The following is a 22,443-nucleotide window of genomic DNA, read 5'->3' as shown; positions in this document are numbered from 1 at the left end:
GTTCATGAGCGGGCGGTGAGAAAATAAGAAGCCTTAGCCGCGCGCTTTGTATTCTGCTTTGTCCAAGCTGTGCTTTTTCATGCGCAGGTACAGTTTCTTACGTGGGATCTGCAAGTAGTTCGACACGTCATTGATGCGGCCCGCGAACAGGTACAGCGCATCTTCAATCACTTGTTTCTCGTAACTATCCACCAAGTCATCCAGTGGGCTACTCATGTGCTCCAGTGGCTTGGTACGATCTTGTCCGGTCAGCTTCACGATACCGATAGCATACAGTTCCGCGACGTTTTTCAGCTCCAGCACGTTACCGGTCCACTCGTGGCGGTTGAGGGTGTTGATGTACGCTTTGTCGATAGACGGCAGGCTCTTATGCAGCTTCTGGCAGCTTTGCTTTAAGAAGTACTTAAATAGCGGCGTAATGTCACACACGCGCTGACGCAGAGGTGGCATCTGGAAACGCACTTGGCTTAAGAAGTAGAACAGCTCTGGCAGCAGGGTTTCTTGCTCCACCAAAGCTTCCGGGTTTGCGCCGGTAATGGCCAGTACGCGGACTTCTTTTTTGTTCTGACGCTCTTGCTCTAGCAGGAAGCGGCATAGCCACTGCTGGGTTTCAATCGGCATTTCCTGAGGCTGGTTCAGGCTCAGTGTCCCGCTGCGTGCAGAGATCATTGCGCGTTGCAGATCCGCCGTACAGGTAATGGATTTACCTTGTGTCACCACAAACGGCCCTTTGTTCAGGGTACTTTGCTGGTGCAGCAGTTTCGTCACGGTATGACGACCAGTACCGCTTTCGCCTTCGACCAATACATCCTTGGTGGTCAGGGCGATTTGGGTGATTTTCTCGCGGATCTTCACGATCAGCGGGCTTTCACCCAGTAATACTTCGCTGGCCGATTGATTCATCGCCGTACGCATGTCGATTTTCTCTTTACGCACCGGCAGGTGTTTATCCAGCAACGCCAGCAGCTCTTTAGGCTGGAGCGGCTTTTGCAGGAAGTCGAGAGCACCGCGTTTTACTGCGTCAACGGCCATCGGAATGTCGCCGTGACCGGTGATCATGATCACGGGCAGATCCGGATCCAGCCCTTGAATGTGCTCCAGCAGTTCCATGCCGCTCAGACCCGGCATGTACATATCGGTGACGACTACGCCCGGCCAATTGCGGTGTAGCAGTGACGTTGCCAATGTTGGATCGGTGATGGCTTGTACCTTGTATCCTGACATTTCAAGCAGCTGCTGATAAGACTCCAGCACATCCTGGTCATCATCAATAATTAAGACTTCAATATCGTTATTCATTATCATAATTTTTCAACTCCAACACGACCATAGCGCCCCTATCAAGGTTTGAGGCGAGGAAAATGTCCCCGTCCAGGCGATTCATAATGGATCGGCAGATACTCAGGCCAAGGCCGAGTCCCACCTCTTTGGTTGTGGTAAATGGGATAAACAGTTTTTCGATAATTTCAGCGGCAAATCCGTGACCGCTGTCGCTTACAGCCAGGCGGCAACAACCGGCCTCACTGTGAAGTGATTCAATGGTGATCTCGCGTTGGTCACAGCCGGCAACGGCATCGCAACTGTTCACGAGTAAGTTCACCAGCACCTGCTCTAACTGCACCTGATCGGCATAGCATTGCATCGGCAACGTGAGCTGATTGGTGATGGTGGTTTTCTGTACCTTGGCACGGCTTTCGACAATCATCATGGCCTGCAGCAAGGAATCCTGAATATTCACCGGCTTGAGCGGGCTGTCTGCCGATTGCTTTTTCGAGAAGCTCTTCAGGCTGGCAATGATCCGTCCCATACGGGAAGATAGGTTTTCAATTTTATCCAGGCTGGCGGGCAGCTGTTCCAGACGCTGCCTGTCCAAGGCCATTTTCGCGGTAAACACATAGGTAGAAATGGCCGATAACGGCTGATTTAATTCGTGCGCCAGCGAGGTCATGGTCTGTCCCACGATGGCCATTTTCGCCGCTTGGATCAGTTCATCCTGTGTGGCGCGCAGATCTGCTTCCACCCGTTTACGATCTTCAATTTCCGCCTTGAGCTGACGGTTACGGCCAGTCAGGGAGTGGGTCTTCTCACGCACCATTTTTTCCAGCCAACGAGCGGCGTTTTCCTGCTCGGTGATGTCCGTCATGGTGATGATGACTTTATCTTGCGTGCCTTGCTGGAACAGGCGGAAGTCCAGGCGCAAGTAGAGATTGTTGTTGTCCTGCGTTTGCTGTTTTACGGTCAGGTTACAGCCGCGCTGGTGGAATAGCGGGCTGTTCTCACTAAACAGTGATTGCAAACGGGGTTGCATGGCGGCGTTAAACAACTCCCACAGCGACTTGGTGGTCGGGCGATCCACGCCATCAAACAGGGTTTGGGCGCTGGGGTTGACCGACTCAATGTTGCCGTGCAAATCACAGGTGATGATACTGGCCTGGGTGTTGTTGATCAGGTTCAGGGCGTTACTTTGCTGCATCTCCTGCATTTGGCGGCAGAAATGGCGCAGGTTGTCGCCGAGCAAGCCAATTTCATCGTTACCAGTCACCTGAATGGTGGCGTTGTGCTGGTTGTTCGCCACCGCATACAAGTCTTGTGACAGCATGTTCAGACGCTTCACAATGCCCTGGCCGACCAGATAAATTGACAGCATCACTGACAGGAACAGGGTGACGATCATCATGCCAAACAGGATGAAGTTACTGATGATGATGGCCTCACGGGTTTTGTCATTCAGCGCGTTGAGTGAAGCATCTTCTTCTTCCACCATCGACTGGATTAGGGATTCCTGATAGGCCAGTTGAGTCTGAATTTTTTCCTGATAACGGGTAATACGCTGGCGCAGGTCGTTATCCAGTACCAGTTGATCTTCCAGCACGCCGCCGGGCTCGACCAGGGTGATCAGCTCTTGCAGCAGCTGACGGTAAGAGCTGGTCGACGAGTAGTGGCTCAGGTTCTGGCTCATCTTGCTCACTTCCTCGGTTTTGTAACCGATGAAGTAGAAGGCGTTATGAATATCGCGATCTTTACGCTGACGGATAATTTCCTGTACCAACTGGTGCAGTTCGTTTTCTTTTACCGTGATGGCCTGCAACAGTGAAAACTCGGTCATCACCTCATTGACGGTGCTGGTGATGATCGCATTGGGCAGCATACGGGTAAGCTGCCATTCCACTTCTTGGCGGATCGGCGTCAGCTCATCAATCAAATCCTGATGCAGCCATTTGATGTTATTTTCTGTCTGCGCCAGCACGAACAGGTGCGTATTACGCTGATAGAGCAGATCACTGTACATCTTGATGTTGCTGCTCAGGGTATCCAACTCGCTCTTGATGGCGGGGTGGTACTGAAGCTGGGCCGTTTGCTCAATCGAGGTGTTGATTTGGGCCAGCTTTTCATTGATGTCCTGACGCAAGTCAGCGTGCATCACCGGATCGGTGTTGCTACTGAGTTGATGCAAGGCGGCCTGTAACCCCGCTGTGTTACGTTCCAATTGGTAGCTGGCACGCAGGGTCGGCATGTTCTTGCCCACCATGGTCTGGATTTGATCATCCAAACTTTCCCAGTTAACGATAGCGATCACACTGACGCTGATAGTCAAAAACGCCATGAACGCAATCGACGCGATCAGGCGATTACCGATGGTATTGCGTTTTTGCATTACGGTCGCCTCCTGCGTTCGTGGGCATCGAGCAGGCGCTCACAAATGGCAATCGCTTGATCCAATTGCTCTGACATGAGGCGTCGCCACTGATTGGTGTATTTCATAGTGTCAAAGTCGGTGCGGGTCATGCTGATGGCATCCAGCAGCAGCGGATCTTTGGCTTGGGCTTCTGATATCGGCGGCGTTGACGCTAACTTGAGGGCCAAGTTGAATTGGCGGTGTTCTGCCTGTGACAGGTGTGGCAGTTTTTTGATCTCATGGATCAACTGCCAAGCCTGATTCAGGCGGATCAATTGTTGGTTGATGGTTTGCTCAAACAGCTGTTTCACCAGTGACGCGCGTTTTTGCATCAGGTACTGATTGATCGGGATCACCTCAAACGGCTGCGACATGGCCTGACTGAGTGCATATTTGTTCATGGCGCTGGTGGACAGGTTTTGCTGCATTTCATCGGACAGCAAAAACTGAATAAACGCGATACTGTAAGGTGACGGATTGATGTTATCCACGGCAGCAGCATAGCTTGGCAACAGCGGGCTATTGGCTTGGTATTTAAAGCCAATAAACGGAAAAATTTTCTGTCGTGCATGGGCATAGCTGTCGATGATCGGCCCGATGCCGGCCAAGCCCCGGGCGATGGTGTCGCTTACGCCGTAACTGCGGGCAGACACCGACGACAAGTTGCCGCCGATCTGCAAAATGATCTGCCAGCCTTTTTTCCAGCCGTACTGCTGCAGAATGTTTTCTACCATGATGTGGGTGGTGCCGGAGCGCGCCGGGCTGCTCATCACCAGGTGGCGAAAGTATTGCGGTTCGGTCAGGCTTTCCCAGCTGTCAGGTTCTGGCAGGTTGTGCATGGTGAGGTAATCCTGATTCCACATGATGCCGTAACCGGAATAGCCAAACACAGCCACGTTTTTCAGGGTCTGCTGCATGAATTGTTGCTGCTGGAAGGCAGAGTCGTAGTTCAGCTCATTGAGCGGCAGCAGGCGTTTTTGTTCACTCAGGGTCGAAAACAGCGACAGGGAAGAGGAGATCACCAGATCGATATCATGATCGGCTTGTTCGAGCAGACGCAGGCCGGAGGTTTCGCGGCGATGCAAAATGGTGAACTGTAATTCCGGGTGATCTTGCTTGAAGGCTTCTAAGATAGGCTTGATGGCTTCAAGACGAAAAGTAGTCAGAACAACGAGTTGATTGGTCGGTTTTGCCCAGCAGGATGCTGAGAAAAACAAAACAACAGCCAAAAGCAATCTCGTCATATCAATAACAGCCAATCAGGAATGAGGGTTCTATATACTAGTAAATACGCGATCTGAGTAGCGAAAGTTAGCCTGATAGGGCTGATTTATTAGTATGTTAGCGATTTTTTTGGATCTTGAAGAATGGGTGGGTTGATATTGACCCATGCTGACCACTTTGGTGGATGAAGATCACACTTATTATGCGGCGTGAAATGATATAAGTGAATGGTTTTAAAGGAAAGAAAAAACACAGCCGGCATAAGTGGCCGGCTGTGTAAGGGAATATTGACGCGCTTAGGCGTTTTGGATCTGCTGGATTTCAGACGCTGACAGGTGGTACTGACGTGGGCAGTTACGCCAGGTCTGTAGCATGCGCTGGTATTTGGCCAGCATTGGCACTTGGCTGTTGAAGTGGTGTGAAGAGCGTTCGAACTGTGGGTACAGCCCTTCTTCTTCTGTCAGGAAGCGCACGTAGTGCACCAGCTGTGCTTCTGTTGCTGCATCGAAGCCGTGGAATTGCAGGCGGCGTGCGTCAACGTGCTTCTGGTTTTCTTCAGACAGCATTTTGTGGGATTCCTGCAGCGCGTGGTACATCTCCATGAAGTCGATCACCTGGCGGCATTCTTGCTCTGGCAGATCGCCAAAGTCTTTACTCATTGCGCGCATTTGCAGACCGTAGCCGCGCTCGACAATGGTTTGAAGGCGTTTATATTTTTCTGCGTTTTCAGGATCCATCTGAGCCATCAAGAAGTACTGGTTTGAAAGAATCAGACGTTGTGCGTTGGTCATTTCCATAATGATAGGCCTTAATATTTGCTATTGAGCTGACACTGAGATTAGCAGGTTAGGCGCAAAAAAAATTGATCTGGTAACGGCTTGCCCTTAGTTTTTTGCGAAAAATCTGCAATTTCATAAAGTCTACGCAAACACGTGATTATGCTTAGGAAGTTAAGGGTTGACGGTATTAATTATTACCGAGATTTGGCACATTTACCGCGAAGATGATGTGATTGAAGCACATTAAGTATGGTTTATTGACGCCGGCTGAGTCAGGCGGATTCACGGGGTAGAGAAACACGCACGCAAGGAGGCATGATGTCGACATGGCAACTGGCAACAGGGATGGGATGGATAGGCTGGGTAGGGGTCTTAGCGTGGAGTGTTTGCCGCGAGTTCCGCTCGACCTTCTGGCCCAAGTTCCGGCAAGACAAAAGCTATCAACATTGGGTGTGGGCCAGTGTGGTGGTGCTGTTCATGCTCTGGCAGTTGGAGGCCGGGTTACAAGCCGGTTTGCAGGTGCACTTTCTGGCGATGACCGTACTGGTGTTGTGCCACGGCTGGCGGATTGCCTGCTGGATGGGAGCTGTCCCTGTACTGTTGATGGGCATGATGGGGTTATTACCGTGGTCAACGATGGGGCTGTACGGTTTGTTAACGGTGGTGATCCCGGTTTGGTGCAGTTTTGCGGTGTTTCAGCTGACGTATCGCTATTTGCCGCATCATTTATTTATCTATCTGTTTGTCGCTGCTTTTTTCAATGGCGCGCTAACCATGACGGCGCACCAGTTAACCACGGCGGCGGTGATGGGACTGTCGGGGGCGTTTAGCTGGGGATACATTCTCGACAATTATTTGGTTTTGCTGCCGCTGTTACTGTTTCCTGAAGCCTTACTCAACGGGATGGCTATCACTTTACTGGTGGTGTACAAGCCAGAATGGGTCCGAAGTTTTCATGATAATGACTATCTTATGAAGTAAATGGCGGGAAACCTGCATTTTATCGCGATGTGATTGTTGGTGTTCTGTGCACCTAATGCCTATTTGAAGATCTTTTTAGCAAAAAACCTTGCAGTTATCAGGGAAAATTCCTACCCTTGCGCCGCTTTATCGCACGCTTATGGCGTGCCCACTCGCACATTGCGTGGGAATCCCCGTTTTCTACATTAATACGCAAAACGCCGCCAGGATGGCAAGGATTCAAAGCAGAGGGAAAACGAGTGCATTTGGTGCTGGCAAGAAGGTTACTTCGAGCTGGCAAAGGTGTACCACAGGTCACTATCCCTGGCACTTTGAATCGCGTAAAGACCACTCCTTACGTTTGCGTGGTTTCTCTTGGGTGCCAGACGGTATGACCGAATTGTTGAGCGCGTCTCGTGACTGACGAGCACGCACAGCACTTTGTATTAAAGAGTAAACTATGCACGTGTTATCCGGTGTGATCGGTGTTTTGATCCTGATCGGCCTTGCTTACCTGCTGTCTGAACAGCGTTCTCGTATTAACTGGCGTACTGTTCTGGGCGCGCTAGCCATTCAGGTTACCTTTGCCTCTATCGTGCTGTACAGCCCGATGGGACGCGATGCGCTGACCGGCTTCTCTAACGTCGTACAAGACGTGATTAACTACAGTAATAACGGTATCGACTTCCTGTTTGGTGGTCTGGTGTCTGACAAGATGTTTGCCCTGTTCGGTGGCGGCGGCTTCGTGTTTGCGTTGCGCGTACTGCCTGTGGTGGTGTTCTTCTCAGCCCTTGTTTCTGTACTGTACTACTTCGGCATCATGCAGTTCATCGTGAACACGCTGGGTCGTGCATTGTCTTACGCGCTGGGTACCAGCCGTCCAGAATCTATCTCTGCAACTGCAAACATTTTCCTGGGTATCTCTGAAGCGCCACTGACGATCCGTCCTTACCTGAAGTCGATGACCCGTTCACAGTTCTTCGCGGTAATGGTAGGCGGCATGGCATCAGTCGCGGGTTCGGTACTGGTCGGCTACGCACAGATGGGTATTCCACTGGATTACTTGTTGGCGGCGTCTTTCATGGCAGCACCGGCGGGTCTTCTTATGGCGAAGCTGATCATTCCTGAAACAGAAGTAGTGGATGACACGAAAGACACGTCTGCGGGTGAAGAAGAGAAACCGGCTAACGCGATCGATGCGGCAGCACAAGGTGCGTCTCAGGGTATGATGGTGGCAATGAACATTGGTGCAATGCTACTGGCGTTCGTGGGTTTGATTGCGCTGATCAACGGCATGCTATCTGGTATCGGTGAGTGGGTGGGTATTCCTTCTCTGAGCCTGGACATGATCTTCGGTTACCTGTTCCTGCCATTGGCTTACATTGCCGGTGTATGGGACTTCGATGCTGCACAGCAAATGGCGATCCTGTTTGGTACCAAGACAACCGTGAACGAATTCGTGGCGTTCTCGCAGTTGGCACCAATGATTGCGAGTGGTGCACTGGAGCCACGTGTTGAAGCGATCATCGCGTTCTCACTGTGTGGTTTTGCGAACCTGGGTTCAATTGCGATCTTGTTGGGCAGTATGGGTGTGATGGCACCGTCTCGCCGTAACGACATCGCGACCATGGGTATGAAAACCCTGACGGCAGCGATTCTGGCCAACCTGCTGAACGCAGCGGTTGCGGGTATCTTTATCAGCCTGATTTAATGCGTCTGAATTTGCCTGCTGAGTCTATGTTATCTGTGCCGGTGGTGAATGCCATCGGTATTACGATAACATTGCGATAAAGAAGCGGTAAAAGAAAGACAAAGAAAAACGCCAGCAACTCTCGTTGCTGGCGTTTTTTTATGTGCAGATGGTGGGTAAAGGTTTAGCTCAACCCAATGATGTTACCGTCGCTGTCGATATCCAGTGACAGGTAAGCCGGTTTCTCTGGCAGACCCGGCATGGTCATCACGTTGCCACACAGCGCATAGACAAAACCCGCCCCGGCACACAGTTTCAGCTCACGCACAGGCACAGTGAATTGGGTTGGCGCGCCTTTCTGGCTCGGGTCATGACTGATCGACATCGGCGTTTTCGCCATACAGATCGCCAAGTTGTCATGGCCGTGGGCTTTGAGTTCTGCCAGCTGCTGTTTGGCCAGATCAGACAGTTCAATGCCGCACGCACCGTAACCGACTTCCGCCACGGTCATCAGTTTTTCTTCCAGCGTTTGATCCAGCGTGTACAACGGTTTGAAGTGGGCCGGTTGTTCACAGGCATTGATCACCGCTTGTGCCAGCTCTAATGCGCCGTTGCCACCTTTACCAAAGGCTTCACTGATTGCCACTTCCACGCGGGTCGGGAAGGTCGCTTGTTCAATCAGGGTTTTCAGTTGTGCCAGCTCGGCGTCGGTGTCTTGTGGGAAACGGTTAATCGCCACGACGACAGGTACGCCGTATTTGGCGGCATTGTTGATGTGCCAAGCAAGGTTCGCAAACCCGTCGTTCAGGGCATCGGCATCCGGCGCAAAAATGCTGTCTGGCAGGGATTGACCCGGGCGCAGATCGTAACGGCCTGAGTTGGCTTTCAGACCACGCAGGGTCGCGACCACAACCGCACAATCAGGGCCACGTCCGGCTTGCTGAGCTTTGATGTTACAGGCTTTTTCAAAGCCCATGTCAGAGCCGAAACCGCCTTCAGTGATAGTGAATTCACTCAGTTTCAGGGCGATGCGGTCAGCAATGATGGACGAATTACCGTGGGCGATATTGGCAAACGGGCCAGCGTGGATCAGTGTCGGTACACCTTCCAGTGTTTGCATCAGAGTCGGTTCAATCGCCTCACACATGGTCACGGCCATCGCGCCCGCCACTTGCAGATCTTCTGCCGTGACCGGCTCGCCGTCCAGGTTATAGGCCAGCACGATGCGGCCAATGCGCTGACGCATGTCGGCCAAATCTTTCGCCAGTGCCAGAATCGCCATCAGCTCAGACGCCGCAGAGATATCAAAGCCGTCTTCACGTTCAATACCGTTGATGTTTTTGCCCGGCTCGTTCTTGCCGACGGTGATCATGCGCAGGGCACGATCGTTATGATCCATCACGCGTTTCCACACGATACGGTTGATGTCGATGCGAAGGGCAGGCATACCGGTTTGCACGCTAAAGGCGTCATAGCCCAAACGCTCTTCGTGGTACAGACGGGCGTCCAAAGCGGCGGCAGCCAAGTTGTGCGCCGCCGTGACGGCATGAATATCACCGGTCAGGTGCAGGTTCAGTTTTTCCATCGGTGCCACTTGGCTATAGCCGCCACCGGCTGCGCCGCCTTTCACGCCAAATACCGGCCCCATGGAAGGCTGGCGAATACAGGCCATGACTTTTTTGTTCAGCTTAGCCAGACCTTGTGCCAGACCAATGGTGGTCACGGTTTTACCTTCGCCCAACGGGGTCGGGGTAATGGCGGTCACCACAACCAGTTTGCCTTCTGGCTGATCGGCCAGACGCTTTAAGATAGACGGTTTAACTTTGGCTTTCAGGGTGCCTTGAGGGGTTAGATCGTCGGCATGAATACCGGCATGCTGCGCGATCTGATCAATAGGGGTGAGTAGCGTCTCACGACAAATTTCAATATCACTTTTCATTGGGCGCCCAGAACCTCGCATAGATGGCAGGAGATAGCTTACGGACCGTGGTAAAACAGGTGCGCAAACGTTTGCGTTGGCTTTATACCATAATTTTATCACGTATAAATAGAGAATTTCCGATATAACTGTGGTTAATTTGATGCGGTACAAGCTGGGAGAGGGTAATACATTGAGGCAGAAAGAAAAATAGCCTACCCGAGCACTGGGTAGGCTATGACTTAGAGAATTATTTTTTAGTCGAACGGATTAGGCAATTTCAGCTTTCGCTTCGGTTGCAGTCATCTCAGTTACCGACACGATGTTGCCATATACAGGACGCAGTGCCTGTACAATCTCCTGGCGGGTAATAATGCCGACTAGGTGGTCATCCTTTACTACCGGGAAGATATGTGGACGGTTCACGACCATGGTACGGGCACGCTCACTCAGAGACAGTGTCGTCATGGTTGTTGCAATACCGCCGCTTGATACGGGATACAGAACATTTTTATCAATGCTCATGTACTCAGCGATTTCTAGGATAGAGTTATCCGGGCTCACTGTTTGAATCTCGTGTTTCATCAGGTCTTGTACTTTGCCTTCCGCCTCTGGGATGTAGTCTTTACACCACAGATCCACCAAGACATCATGGACAGAGAAGAAACCTACCAGACGCTGGTCGCTGGTCAGAACCGGTGCACCAGACAAGTTTTCGTTCAGAAGAATGTCTAGAGCTTCTGCGACAGGCATCGTTGGCAGTAAAGTCACGGTCGCAGGGCGCATATGATCATTTACGAGCAAGTTGTCTTTCATCATAGTAATGTCCATTTTTAATACGTTTGACTGTGAAAAATCAGGCGTGATTAATGTTGCCGCTTGCGGCTGTTCCTTTGGTGAGCTGAAAATCGCCCAGTACGTGAGTCCTACCAGTACCCCGCCGCCGACGATATTGCCCAGTGTCACAGGAATAAGGTTGGCGAAAATAAAGTTGTGAATATTGAGGTCGGCATACTGTTCAGGTGACACACCCAGGTTTAGCCAAAAGCTCTCTGGTGCCATGTGCTGAATCGTGATCCCCAGCGGTACCATAAACATGTTGGCCACGCTGTGTTCAAAACCGGTGCTCACGAACATTGCGACGGGCAAAATCATCATTGCCATCTTGGTCAGCATGTTGGTTGAGCAGAAGGTCATCCATACCGCTAAACACACCAGTAAGTTACACAACACACCCAGCGCAAACGCTTCTGCTGGCTGGTGGTGCAGTTTGTGCTGCGCCACGTTCAAGGCATTCAGGCCCCACTGGCCACCGTCAAGCTGGTACAAACCGGCCATGGTCACCAAGGTCAGCAACAGCATCGCACCGATGAAGTTACCGACGTACACCTTGCCCCAGGTGGCTAACATTTTACCGGTGCTGATATGGCGGTTAGCACGGGCAATGGATGACAGCACGGTACTGGTGAAGAGTTCACCGCCGCAAATCACCACGAGGATCAGACCCAAGCTGAAGGCCAAGCCACCCAGCATGCGGTTTACCCCCCAGTTCATCGCCGTATTACCGGTGGTGACTGTGATGTAGAACACAAACGCCAGACCGATGAAGACACCGGCAGTGACGGCAAGCGCCACGGTTGTGCGTGTTGGCTTCGAGGCTTTGCCGATGGCGTAGTACTCGGCCTGTTTCATCATTTCTTTTGGGGTGAAATTACTGCTACCGGATGTTGGTGCTTCCGCGGCCATCGCAATAGCCTCCTTGTCGTTGGCCGATACGCTTACCGGCTTGGGTTGAACATAATGGGTTGAATTGCGTCACGTTTCCTCCTTGCTGTAGTGAGTGAACACCTTCAGAATAGGGGCAAGCAAACGATTGAGTAAAATTGATTAATTTTTTAACCCTCATCACTTAACTTGATACAATGAGGGGGAAGCATCAATACGTGTTATTAAGGGAGTATTTTTATGCGTTATTCGCTCAAGCAACTGGCGGTTTTTGAGGAGGTTGCTAGTACCCGCAGTGTCAGTAAGGCTGCGGAAAACCTAGCATTAACGCAGTCAGCGGCGAGTATGGCGCTGTCTCAGCTCGAAAAGCTGTTAGGACGGCCGTTATTTGAACGTCAGGGTAAGCAAATGGCGCTGACGTATTGGGGCGCCTGGCTGCGTCCGCGAGCGAAACAACTGATTTTTGATGCCCAGCAGATTGAATTAGGGTTTTATGATCAGCATTTGGTGAGTGGCGAAATTAATGTGGCAGCAAGCCAGACGGCGGCTGAGCACTTATTGCCAGAGCTTATCAGTATTATTGATAAAGATTTCCCAGAATTGCGAATTCAGTTAACGGTGAAAAATGCACAGAAAGTGATTGATAGGGTTAGAAATTTTGAATCTGACCTTGGGATCATTGAAGGGCGTTGTGATGATAGCCGTCTGGAACAAGAGGTGTGGTGTCACGATCATCTGGTGATTATTGCTTCTAAGCATCATCCGTATGCCAACCTAGATAGAGTCAGTTTTGCCCAGCTAGAGCAGGCCAAATGGGTGTTGCGTGAACAGGGGGCTGGTACCCGTAAGAGTTTTGAAAGTGCGTTGCATGGGGTGATTGATGATCTTGATGTATGGCGTGAATACGAACAAATTCCAGTGCTTAGATCGCTTGTTACCCATGGCCCTTACCTGAGTTGTCTGCCTTTTTTGGATGTGGTGAAACATATCGAGCTGGGGGAGTTGGTGGCGTTGAATGTCCCTGAACTGAACATGCAGCGTACCTTGTCCTTTATCTGGCGGGCTGATTCCATTGATAACCCACTGCGCGACTGTATTCGTCGTGAAGCGATGCGTATGATCAAAGATAAAAAAATGGAAATGTAATCTCATCAGTTTAATTGATGATCTGTGAAAGTGAAAATGATAGAAGACTCAGTGCATATATGCGTTATTCGGCAGCCTTTATTTCTATTTATTTGCCACATTTTCACGATTCGTTAGCATTTATTTGTAAATTTACTACATTTTTGCGGCTTTTTTGTCCGTGCATAGCTATTGCGACAAAGGTATATGGATTTTTTCTAATCAGTTTTTTTGATGCTTTGTTGTGAAATGTCTTATGTTTCTGATAGGTTAAAAATGACAATGCCACGTTAAATGCATTACGTTGAGTATGACATTGGTGGGATAGCACTGAAAAACAGGGTGTTGGAAACAAAAAAGGAGAGCCGAGGCTCTCCTTTTTTATGGCTGTATGCCGTTAGAAAATCACTTTCGCAGCGGTATAACTGCTGATGATATTCTGAATATTTTCCATCACTTCTTTTGAAGGCGGTTTTACACCCGACAGTGGGTAATCAAAGCCCATGGCTTCCCACTTGTGCTCACCCAATTGGTGGTAAGGCAGCAATTCCACTTTTTCAATGTTGTCCATGTCTTTGATGAACTCACCCAATAGGTGCGCGGAGCGTTCGTCATCGGTAAAGCCAGGGACAACCACGTAGCGGATCCATGTTTTCTGACCACGCTGGTGTAGGTAACGGGCAAAGTCCAATACGCGTTTATTCGGTACGCCCACAAGGTTTTGGTGAATACTGTCATCCAGTTGCTTCAGATCCAGCATCACAAGATCGGCAGCGTCCAACACTTCATCCACCACGTCAGTGTGTTTACGGATATAGCCGTTGGTATCCAGACAGGTATGGATGCCCTGCGCTTGCGCGGCGCGGAAGAAATCACGCACAAATTCCGGTTGCATCATGGCTTCACCGCCAGAGGCTGTGACACCACCACCCGACGCGTTCATGAAATGGCGGTAAGCAGTGGCTTCTTTAATAAGCTCATCGACAGTGATTTCTTTGCCGTCATGCAGATCCCAAGTGTCACGGTTGTGACAATACTGGCAGCGCATCAAGCAGCCCTGCATAAAAACGATGAAACGGATACCTGGTCCATCGACGGTGCCGCAGGTTTCAAAAGAGTGAATTCGACCGGTTGCTGACATTACTTTAATTCTCCACGTGGGGCGTGTTTTGATTGTTATTTTATTACAAATGCCGGGGCTAAAGTAGTCATAAACATACTTTAAGTGTGGGGATATTTCCCTGAAAACGGCATTCTTGACTGTGCCAAGCATCCCTTAGGGCAAAAAAGCACAATAATGAATGGCGACGGCGTCTGAAGGGGGCGTTAAACGGTGCCAAGTGAAGGCGCGGCTGACACCGTTTTCTTGTTTTGCTTGTGCGAGAGGAGGCGGGCCTTGTCAGAGCGACCGTGACAGCGCCCTGTTACAGTGACCCGGTTAAATGGGTATCGGCGTCAGTGTCGTCGCTTGTTGTGCTTGCCAGTTCAGGTGCCAGCCGACCAGGTGTTGGATCGGCATCGGTTTGCCAATGAAGTAGCCTTGCGCTTTCTGGCACTGCATTTGATGCAACAGTTGCCATTGCTGATCTTCTTCAATGCCTTCGGCAATGGTGTCGAGTGACAAGCGGTTCGCCAACAACAAACTGGCTTCGACAATGGCTTGCGCAGTGCGGTTCACCGGCAGCGCCTGAATGAAACTCATATCAATTTTCAGCGATTCAAACGGCAGCAAATCCAACTGCTTGAGTGAGGAATACCCGGTACCAAAATCATCAATCGACAGGCGGAAACCATAGATCCCTAAACGAGAGGCGGCTTCTAAGCCTTGGTCGGCGTTTTCCAGCGCATCGGATTCGGTGATCTCAAATGAGATCAGCTGATTCATGTTGGGGTACTCTTTCAGCAGCGCGATGACGTTGTCGACAAAGCCTTGTGCAATTAAGGTTTGCGGCGTGATGTTAATGGCAACCCGGCGACCTTGTAAGGCGGGCAGGTGAGCTAAGGTGTAGCGCAGGGTCGACATGGCCAGCTCGGCATCTTTGCCCATTGCGGTGAGCAAAGGCAGGAAATGAACCGGCGTAAGCAGGCCAAGTGTCGGGTGCTGCATGCGGATCAGGGCTTCACAGCTGTCCCACTGGCTGGTTTGAATATCGACAATCGGTTGGTAATACGGGATCAGCCAACCGTGTTCCAGCGCTTGCAGAATATCGGCTTCACTCAACTGATGCGGGGCCAGTACCTGACGGGGGGCGGCCTGACGTTTTAATTGTTCTGCTTTGGTCAGCAGGGTGCGTAAATTGTCCAGTGTGGTGGGTTTACTCAGGGTGCCAAGCAAATCTAGTTGGTAATTGGCGCACATTTTCCCGACCGATCGTAAGACGGCGGGGGTGGCCGCACTGGAGATAATGATCCCTCCCTGATATTGCTGCTGAGCAAGATGGCTTAAGAAGGCCACCCCGTCCATTTCAGGCATGTTGAGATCACAGATCAATAAATCTGGTTTATGGGTGCCCATCAGGGCAAGTGCCGCTTTGCCGCTGGCGGCGCAGACAACCTGATACACGCCATTACCGGCTTGCTTTATTTGATTCGTCAGCACTTGTTGCTGGAAGGGGTGATCTTCGATCAGCAATATTTTCATGACGGTTGTCCTACTTGATCATGCAAGGCATGAATAAGCGCTTCAATCGGGGATAAAAGCGCGTGTTCGATATGCCCGTTCAGGGCGGATTCTTCAATTTGTTCGCACAGGGCGGCGATAGCCTGACATTCCATCATCAGTGCAGCTCCTTTCATGCGGTGGCCGATGTGCTGGACATCGGCGATGTCATTGCTGGCCATCGCTTGTGACAGCGCTTGGAAGTCGGTCTCACACGTGGTGAGGTATTGCTGCATAAAGTCGAGGCAAATGCTTTCATCACCAAAGATGGCGGTCAGTAATGACAGATCGATCGGGCCTTGTGGCAGAGAGATGGAGCCTGCCGGGATTGCCGCCGTGCTGATCACATCGGCATGATAGCCTGCATCCTCGAGCGTGTGATCCGCAGTGCTAGCGCTTTCGTCGATGGCATACGTATCACCTGTCATGTCGAGGGTGTGTGCCGGTGGCATCCAGTGCGCCAGTGTGGCCGCCAGTGTCGGTAATGACACCGGTTTTGATAAGAATTCATTGAATCCGTGGCGTTCACGGTGTTCGTCAGCACTTTGCGTGATGTTGGCCGTTAACGCGATCACCGGGAGGGTATCGCCACGTGCACGCAAGGCTTTGATCAGGCCATAGCCATCCAGCTCTGGCATGTGGCAGTCTGTCAGTAACAAGGCATAGTGTTGTTGTGCTAACGCATCCAGCGCCAAACGGCCGTTGTCGACGATGTCGGCATAATAGCCAAGGCGCTGCAGTTGCTGGCGAATGATCTGCTGGTTAATCGGGTGATCTTCGGCCACCAGAATCAGTTGCTGGCGCGAAATGGCATCGGCGCGGCTGATCGGCGCTGCGTGTGCCTGCTCGGGATCCTGCGGGGTAAATGCCCAGTCCGCCGCATCGGTTTGCAGCGCATGCAGTAAATGGTGAGGCTGCAACGGAGAGTAGGACAGCGTCCAGCCATTTGCGCTGACTTCTGGTGTTAACATGGCATCAGTGGTCAGGGTGATCACTCGGGTTGGCGCCAGAGAGGCCGCATCTTCGGCGGTGAAGCGCATTTGCTGGCACCAGCGGGCTGTCACCAGAATGACATCCAAGGCCAGTAAACGGGCTTCTTCGATCAATGACGACGTGTTAAGCGGCTGCAGATAAATGCTCTGACAGGCCCAGTCGGTCAGGTAATGGGGCAGCGCAATGTCTTCATGTAGCGGGGTATCGACGAGCCCGCACTGCAAACCGAGAGTCTGCGTTGCCCTTGGCTGAACGCATTCCGCTTGCAAGGTAAAGCTGAACATGGCGCCATGATTCGGGCTGCTGGTCATGCTGATCTCACCGCCCATCAGCTGAACGATTTGACGACAGATCGATAACCCCAAGCCGGTGCCACTGAAGCGGCGTTCGGTACTGGCATCCACTTGTTGGAAAGGTTGGAACAGTTTGGCCCCGTCGGCCTCGCTGATCCCTATGCCGGTATCGCTGACGGTAAAGCGCAACTGCTGGTGATTATCTTGCGTGGCGAGGACATCCACCAACAGGCTAATGGTGCCGTGCTCAGTAAACTTGGTAGCGTTATTAAGCAGGTTGTTCAGGACTTGCTTGAGACGCAGTTCATCGAGCCACAGTTGCTGGGCTAACTGGGGATCTTGCCAGAATTTAAAGCACAGACCTTTTTGTTTGGCATGGATCACATGCGGCTGCATCAGAGTATGCAGCATGTCTGTCATCACGCACGGGGCCGGGGATAAGGTGAGTTTACCCGCCTCGATTTTTGAAAAATCCAGTACATCGTTCACGATGTTGAGCAGGTTATTGGCGGACTGATCCAAGTGTTTATGGATCCCGCTGAGCTCGGCATGATCGCGCGTGTACGGTGCCATCAGCTCTAGCAGGCTTGAGATACCACTGATCGGCGTGCGGATCTCATGGCTCATCATCGCCAGAAAACGCGATTTGGCTTCGGTGGCACTTTCCGCTTCTTCGCGGGCATGCTCCAGCTCAAATTGCTGTTTTTTCATGTTGCTGATGTCAATCAGAATGCTGGTCCACTGCCAACCTTGCTCAACCGGCACGACCTGGCTGCGAATTTCGACCCAGCGGTCGTGATCATTGACCGATTGCAGTTGCAGTTCGGTTTGCCAGTGCCCTTGTTTCAGAGCATGGTTGATTTCGCCAAACAGCCAGACGTTGTCATTGCGTTGCTGCAACAGTTCAATAATACGCTGCGGGCGTGCGCGCAGTTCATCGGCTGAGATGCCAATCAAATCAATGATTTTTTCGCTGACAAACAACAGTTCAATATCGGTCGGATCCAAACTGCGCTGGCGGTGTTGGAGCAAAATACCGTCGAAGTTATTGGTCAGGTAAGTGAGTTTTTGCTCGGCATCTTTACGCTGTGCGATTTCGTTATTGAGCTTTTGTGTCCAGTACAAAAAGGTCAGGGTCAGCAGGGCGATCAGCCCAAAACCGGCAAAGCCCCAGAACACCAATTTACTGATGGAAACGCCGCTGTTGAGTGTCACGGTATGCCAGGCGTTTTTGATGTCTGCCAGTTTGCTCGGCTCTGTCGCCGCCATGGTTTTATTCAGAATGTCGTGCAGGATAGTGTTGTTGCGGGACACGGCAATGCCGACCGGGCGGCCTTCACTGTCCAGTTTCGAGATCTGCACACGTAACTTACCCAGGTACTCCCCTTGCAACAGCTGGGAGGCACTGGACAGGGAAATCACAGCCATTTCAACCTGATGGTTCAGGGTTGCCCGTAGTAGCGCAGCATTACTGTTGTAGAGCGTGATGGGGTTGTTGGGGTAGAGCTGTTTGAGTAAGACTTCACCAAAGCGGCCACTGACAGCACCAATATGGCTATGGTTATCGACGTAATTCTTTTCTTGCGTGACCGCACTGAGCATCACCCACTTTTCTTCGCTGTAAGGCTGGGTACAGTTCAGTTTTTTCAGGCGCTCTGGCGTACAGGTTACCGCCGCAATGGCATCAACTTTTCCGCTGTCGAGATCAGCCATGATGCTATCTAAATTGTTCATCCCAACAGTGACCAGCGTGATGTTCAGTTGCTGAGCCAGCAGACGCAGTAAGTCTGCACTCATCCCCGCCATCTGGCCGTTGCTGTCGGTGAATTGGTACGGGTAATCATTTGGGTGGTAGGCCACTTTCAGCGTGTTGTGCTGGGCCAACCATTGCACTTCTTCTTCAGTGAGGTTGAGAAGGCTTTGATGAGACAGCATTTTACGCTGGCTGGCAGACAGCCAGGTGTTATAGATCTGATTCATCTCAGGCTGGCTGATTTTACTCAACGCCTGATTAATACGGCCGATAAGGGCACCTTGTTGTTTGTGCCCGGCAATGTAGAGACGTTCGTAGGGGACATCATGGAGAAGATTGAGCAGTAACGAGGGAGAGCCGTTGGCATGGTTACGCATTTCATCGAGCGCAATGGCATTGCCAATATACGCATCGGTTGTGCCGTGTTGCACCGAGGTGAGGGCTTGCTCACTGGTGGGGAAGGCCACAATTTGCGTTTTTTTGGTGGAGAGGTGTCCCAGTTGTTCGCCGATCGCAAAGCCGTGCTCCAGCGCAATCAGCTTATTATTTAATTGGTGGATACTGCTGATCGGTGGGGCATGGGTGATCGCAGCCATCGGAATGCTGGCCAATGGCTGACTAAACACCATGGTTTTCTGGCGCTCAAAGGTGGAAGACACCCCAACAAGAATGTCGATCTCATTTTTCTCAAAGGCACGCAGTACATCGGAAAATGTCGGATAGATATGGGTTTCAGTTTTGAAATGCCCATTTAACGCGATTTCATGAACAATGGAGGGGAGTAGCCCTGAAACATGCCCATTTGCCGAGACATAGGAAAACGGTGCCCAGTCAAAAGCAGGATAACCGATTTTAATGGTGGTTTGTGATGAATGAGGTTGTGCAAGCGTAACGGAACTTAGCAATAGCAGGCACAGCATCACAATAAAACGCATCACGTAACATCGCCTCCGCAGACTGCAGGATCAGGCAGAGAAACCACAGTCAGCCACAACGGTAGGGAATGGCGGATGCAGCGAGTATGCAGCGCGGGCAACATGAACAGCAGAGTCCTACAGAAAAATGATAAACGGTGATCCTGACGCGAGCATGGCAGCGAGGATGGGCTTTCGATGCACCTTAACGCTCGGGAGTATAAGGTATGATCGTAATGAATTGATAAGGATATTAGTTAACTGGTATTGAGATTGCAATATATCGCTTATGTATCAAACAGGATAATGGTAAGAGTTTGATGAAGGGCGCAGATAATGGATGGAAATGACTCAATATCAGATTCATTAACACCATGCTTTAGTTATAAAAAAACCGGCGAAATGCCGGTTTTTTATGATTGGGCGACAAATTGCCGCCCAAAGCGCAGAACTCAGATTATAGAGATTCTGTGAAAGTACGTGCGATTACGTCTTTCTGCTGTTCAGCAGTTAGAGAGTTGAAACGCACAGCGTAGCCCGATACACGGATAGTTAGCTGTGGGTATTTCTCTGGGTGCTTAACTGCATCTTCTAGCGTTTCACGGTTTAGAACGTTTACGTTCAGGTGCTGACCGCCTTCGATACCTGCTTCGTGGTGGAAGTAACCATCCATTAGGCCTGCAAGGTTAGTTTCTTGAGTATCAAGATCTTTACCTAGTGCGTTTGGTACGATAGAGAAGGTGTAAGAAATACCATCTTTAGCGTGAGCAAATGGTAGTTTACCTACAGATGTTAGAGATGCTACCGCACCTTTCTCATCACGACCGTGCATTGGGTTTGCACCTGGTGCAAATGGCGCACCTGCACGACGACCGTCTGGCGTGTTACCTGTCTTCTTACCGTATACCACGTTTGAAGTGATAGTTAGGATAGACTGAGTTGGGATCGCATCACGGTACATCTTGTGAGTACGGATCTTGTTCATGAAGCGCTCAACTAGGTCACAAGCGATGTCATCTACGCGAGCATCGTTGTTACCAAATTTAGGGTAGTCGCCTTCGATTTCGAAATCGATCGCGATGCCGTCTTCGTCACGAACTGGTTTAACTTTAGCGAACTTGATTGCAGACAGTGAGTCAGCTGCAACAGACAGACCTGCGATACCACAAGCCATTGTACGCTTAACGTCACGATCGTGTAGAGCCATTAGCGATGCTTCGTAGCTGTACTTGTCGTGAGAGTAGTGGATTGCGTTTAGCGCAGTCACGTACTGAGTTGCTAGCCAGTCCATGAAGTGATCTAGGCGATCCATCACGTCAGCGTAGTCAAGGTATTCGCTAGTTACAGCTTCAGTCTTAGGACCAACCTGCATCTTCAGCTTCTCATCAACACCGCCGTTGATTGCGTAAAGCATAGTCTTAGCAAGGTTAGCACGCGCACCGAAGAACTGCATTTGCTTACCAACAACCATTGGAGATACACAACAAGCGATTGCGTAGTCGTCAGAGTCCATGTCTGGACGCATTAGGTCGTCGTTTTCGTACTGGATTGAAGAAGTATCGATAGATACCTTCGCACAGAACTTCTTGAAGCCTACAGGTAGCTGCTCAGACCAAAGAACAGTGATGTTTGGCTCTGGAGAAGGACCCATAGTGTATAGGCTGTTTAGGAAACGGAAGTTAGTACGTGTTACTAGTGTACGACCGTCAAGACCCATACCACCCATTGATTCTGTTGCCCAGATTGGGTCACCAGAGAACAGCTCATCGTACTCAGGTGTACGTAGGAAACGAACCATACGTAGTTTCATTACGAAGTGGTCGATCATTTCCTGTGCTTGAGCTTCAGTGATAACGCCGTTTGCAATATCACGCTCGATGAACACGTCTAGGAACGTAGAAGTACGGCCTAGAGACATTGCAGCACCGTTCTGAGACTTAACAGCCGCTAGGTAGCCGAAGTAAGTCCACTGGATTGCTTCTTGTGCGTTAGTCGCAGGGTTAGAGATGTCGAAACCGTATTTCGCAGCCATTTGCTTGATTTGGCCTAGAGCACGGTGCTGTTCGCAGATCTCTTCGCGAAGCTGCATAGTCATCTGAAGGTCTTCGCCTTTCTCAAAACGCTCTTGTAGAGACGTGAACTGAGCAAGCTTGTCCTTCATTAGGAAGTCGATACCGTATAGAGCGACACGACGGTAGTCACCGATGATACGACCACGGCCGTATGCATCTGGAAGACCAGTCAGAACGCCAGACTTACGACATGCTAGGATATCTGGAGTGTAGATATCGAATACGCCTTGGTTGTGCGTCTTACGTAGTTCTGAGTAAACTTTTTTGATTGTTGGGTCTAGTTCACGGCCGTAAACTTTGCAAGAACCCTCGATCATACGGATACCACCGTTAGGGATCAAAGCGCGCTTAAGAGGAGCGTCAGTTTGAAGACCTACGATAGTTTCAAGATCTTTGTTGATGTAACCAGCATCATGAGCAGTGATTGTAGATACAACGTCAGTGTCGAAATCAACAGGAGCGTGAGTTGCGTTTTCCTGTTTGATGCCTTCCATCACTTTGTCCCAAAGCGCAGCTGTTGCTGGAGTCGCTTCAGTTTCTAGGAAAGTGCCATCACCCTCGTAAGGGGTGTAGTTTTTCTGAATGAAGTCGCGAACGTTTACTTCGTTCTGCCATTCGCCAGCTGCGAATCCTTCCCACGCTTTAGCAAATTGCTCTGCCAT

General features: G+C 50.7%; 13 protein-coding genes. 3 read left to right on the top strand and 10 right to left on the bottom strand.

Translation table 11 applies throughout. The annotated features are described in order from the left end of the window. Positions 1-33 precede the first annotated feature (33 nt). The 4 genes from ABT58_RS17800 to ABT58_RS17785 all read right to left on the bottom strand — a co-directional run bounded on the left by ABT58_RS17800 (position 34) and on the right by ABT58_RS17785 (position 5,697). A complete protein-coding gene (locus ABT58_RS17800; protein ID WP_047875796.1) occupies positions 34-1,305 on the bottom strand; it encodes a sigma-54-dependent transcriptional regulator in 1,272 nt (423 codons plus the stop codon). Next, entirely contained in the window at positions 1,292-3,655 is a 2,364-nt protein-coding gene (locus tag ABT58_RS17795) for an ATP-binding protein (protein WP_047875795.1), read from the bottom strand. The genes ABT58_RS17800 and ABT58_RS17795 overlap by 14 nt, the downstream gene beginning before the upstream one ends. Beyond that, positions 3,655-4,920 (bottom strand): ABC transporter substrate-binding protein, encoded by a 1,266-nt coding sequence (locus tag ABT58_RS17790; RefSeq protein ID WP_047875794.1) that lies wholly within the window; start codon positions 4,918-4,920, stop codon positions 3,655-3,657. The genes ABT58_RS17795 and ABT58_RS17790 overlap by 1 nt, the downstream gene beginning before the upstream one ends. 276 nt (positions 4,921-5,196) lie before the next feature. Continuing rightward, positions 5,197-5,697 (bottom strand): YfbU family protein, encoded by a 501-nt coding sequence (locus tag ABT58_RS17785; protein WP_047875793.1) that lies wholly within the window; start codon positions 5,695-5,697, stop codon positions 5,197-5,199. Between the two features lie 300 nt (positions 5,698-5,997). Here ABT58_RS17785 and ABT58_RS17780 point away from each other — a divergent pair, with 300 nt between their 5' ends. Beyond that, positions 5,998-6,660, top strand: a complete 663-nt coding sequence (locus ABT58_RS17780; protein ID WP_047875792.1) for an energy-coupling factor ABC transporter permease — start codon at positions 5,998-6,000, stop codon at positions 6,658-6,660. Between the two features lie 439 nt (positions 6,661-7,099). Continuing rightward, on the top strand, positions 7,100-8,350 hold the full coding sequence (locus ABT58_RS17775) for a NupC/NupG family nucleoside CNT transporter (RefSeq protein WP_047875791.1): 1,251 nt from the start codon (positions 7,100-7,102) through the stop codon (positions 8,348-8,350). Between the two features lie 163 nt (positions 8,351-8,513). Here ABT58_RS17775 and ABT58_RS17770 read toward each other — a convergent pair whose 3' ends face one another. Both ABT58_RS17770 and focA read right to left on the bottom strand, forming a co-directional pair. Continuing rightward, positions 8,514-10,268 carry a formate--tetrahydrofolate ligase gene (locus tag ABT58_RS17770; RefSeq protein WP_047875790.1) on the bottom strand — a complete coding sequence of 585 codons (1,755 nt, stop codon included), beginning with the start codon at positions 10,266-10,268 and terminating at the stop codon, positions 8,514-8,516. Between the two features lie 249 nt (positions 10,269-10,517). Further along, entirely contained in the window at positions 10,518-11,993 is a 1,476-nt protein-coding gene (gene focA, locus ABT58_RS17765; protein ID WP_047875789.1) for a formate transporter FocA, read from the bottom strand. 219 nt (positions 11,994-12,212) lie between these two features. On the opposite strand from focA, the gene ABT58_RS17760 reads away from it, so the two are divergent. Then, the gene (locus ABT58_RS17760) at positions 12,213-13,118 is read left to right on the top strand and encodes a LysR substrate-binding domain-containing protein (protein WP_047875788.1); all 906 of its coding nucleotides are present in this window, start codon (positions 12,213-12,215) and stop codon (positions 13,116-13,118) included. A gap of 376 nt (positions 13,119-13,494) precedes the next feature. Here the strand turns inward: ABT58_RS17760 and pflA are convergent, their stop codons facing one another. From pflA to pflB, 4 genes are all read right to left on the bottom strand, one after another. Next, complete coding sequence (pflA, locus tag ABT58_RS17755; RefSeq protein ID WP_047875787.1) at positions 13,495-14,238, bottom strand: pyruvate formate lyase 1-activating protein; 744 nt, start codon at positions 14,236-14,238, stop codon at positions 13,495-13,497. Positions 14,239-14,535: 297 nt separating this feature from the next. Then, a complete protein-coding gene (locus ABT58_RS17750; RefSeq protein ID WP_047875786.1) occupies positions 14,536-15,738 on the bottom strand; it encodes an EAL domain-containing response regulator in 1,203 nt (400 codons plus the stop codon). Next, the gene (locus ABT58_RS17745; RefSeq protein WP_047875785.1) at positions 15,735-19,730 is read right to left on the bottom strand and encodes a transporter substrate-binding domain-containing protein; all 3,996 of its coding nucleotides are present in this window, start codon (positions 19,728-19,730) and stop codon (positions 15,735-15,737) included. Before ABT58_RS17745 ends, ABT58_RS17750 begins: the two co-directional genes overlap by 4 nt. A 436-nt stretch (positions 19,731-20,166) precedes the next feature. Then, positions 20,167-22,443 (bottom strand): formate C-acetyltransferase, encoded by a 2,277-nt coding sequence (pflB, locus tag ABT58_RS17740; RefSeq protein ID WP_047875784.1) that lies wholly within the window; start codon positions 22,441-22,443, stop codon positions 20,167-20,169.

This window comes from Photobacterium aphoticum (assembly GCF_001029435.1).
Classification (GTDB): domain Bacteria; phylum Pseudomonadota; class Gammaproteobacteria; order Enterobacterales; family Vibrionaceae; genus Photobacterium; species Photobacterium aphoticum.
The sequence above is the reverse complement of the archived record's forward strand: the minus strand, read 5'-3'. Positions and strand labels throughout refer to the sequence as shown.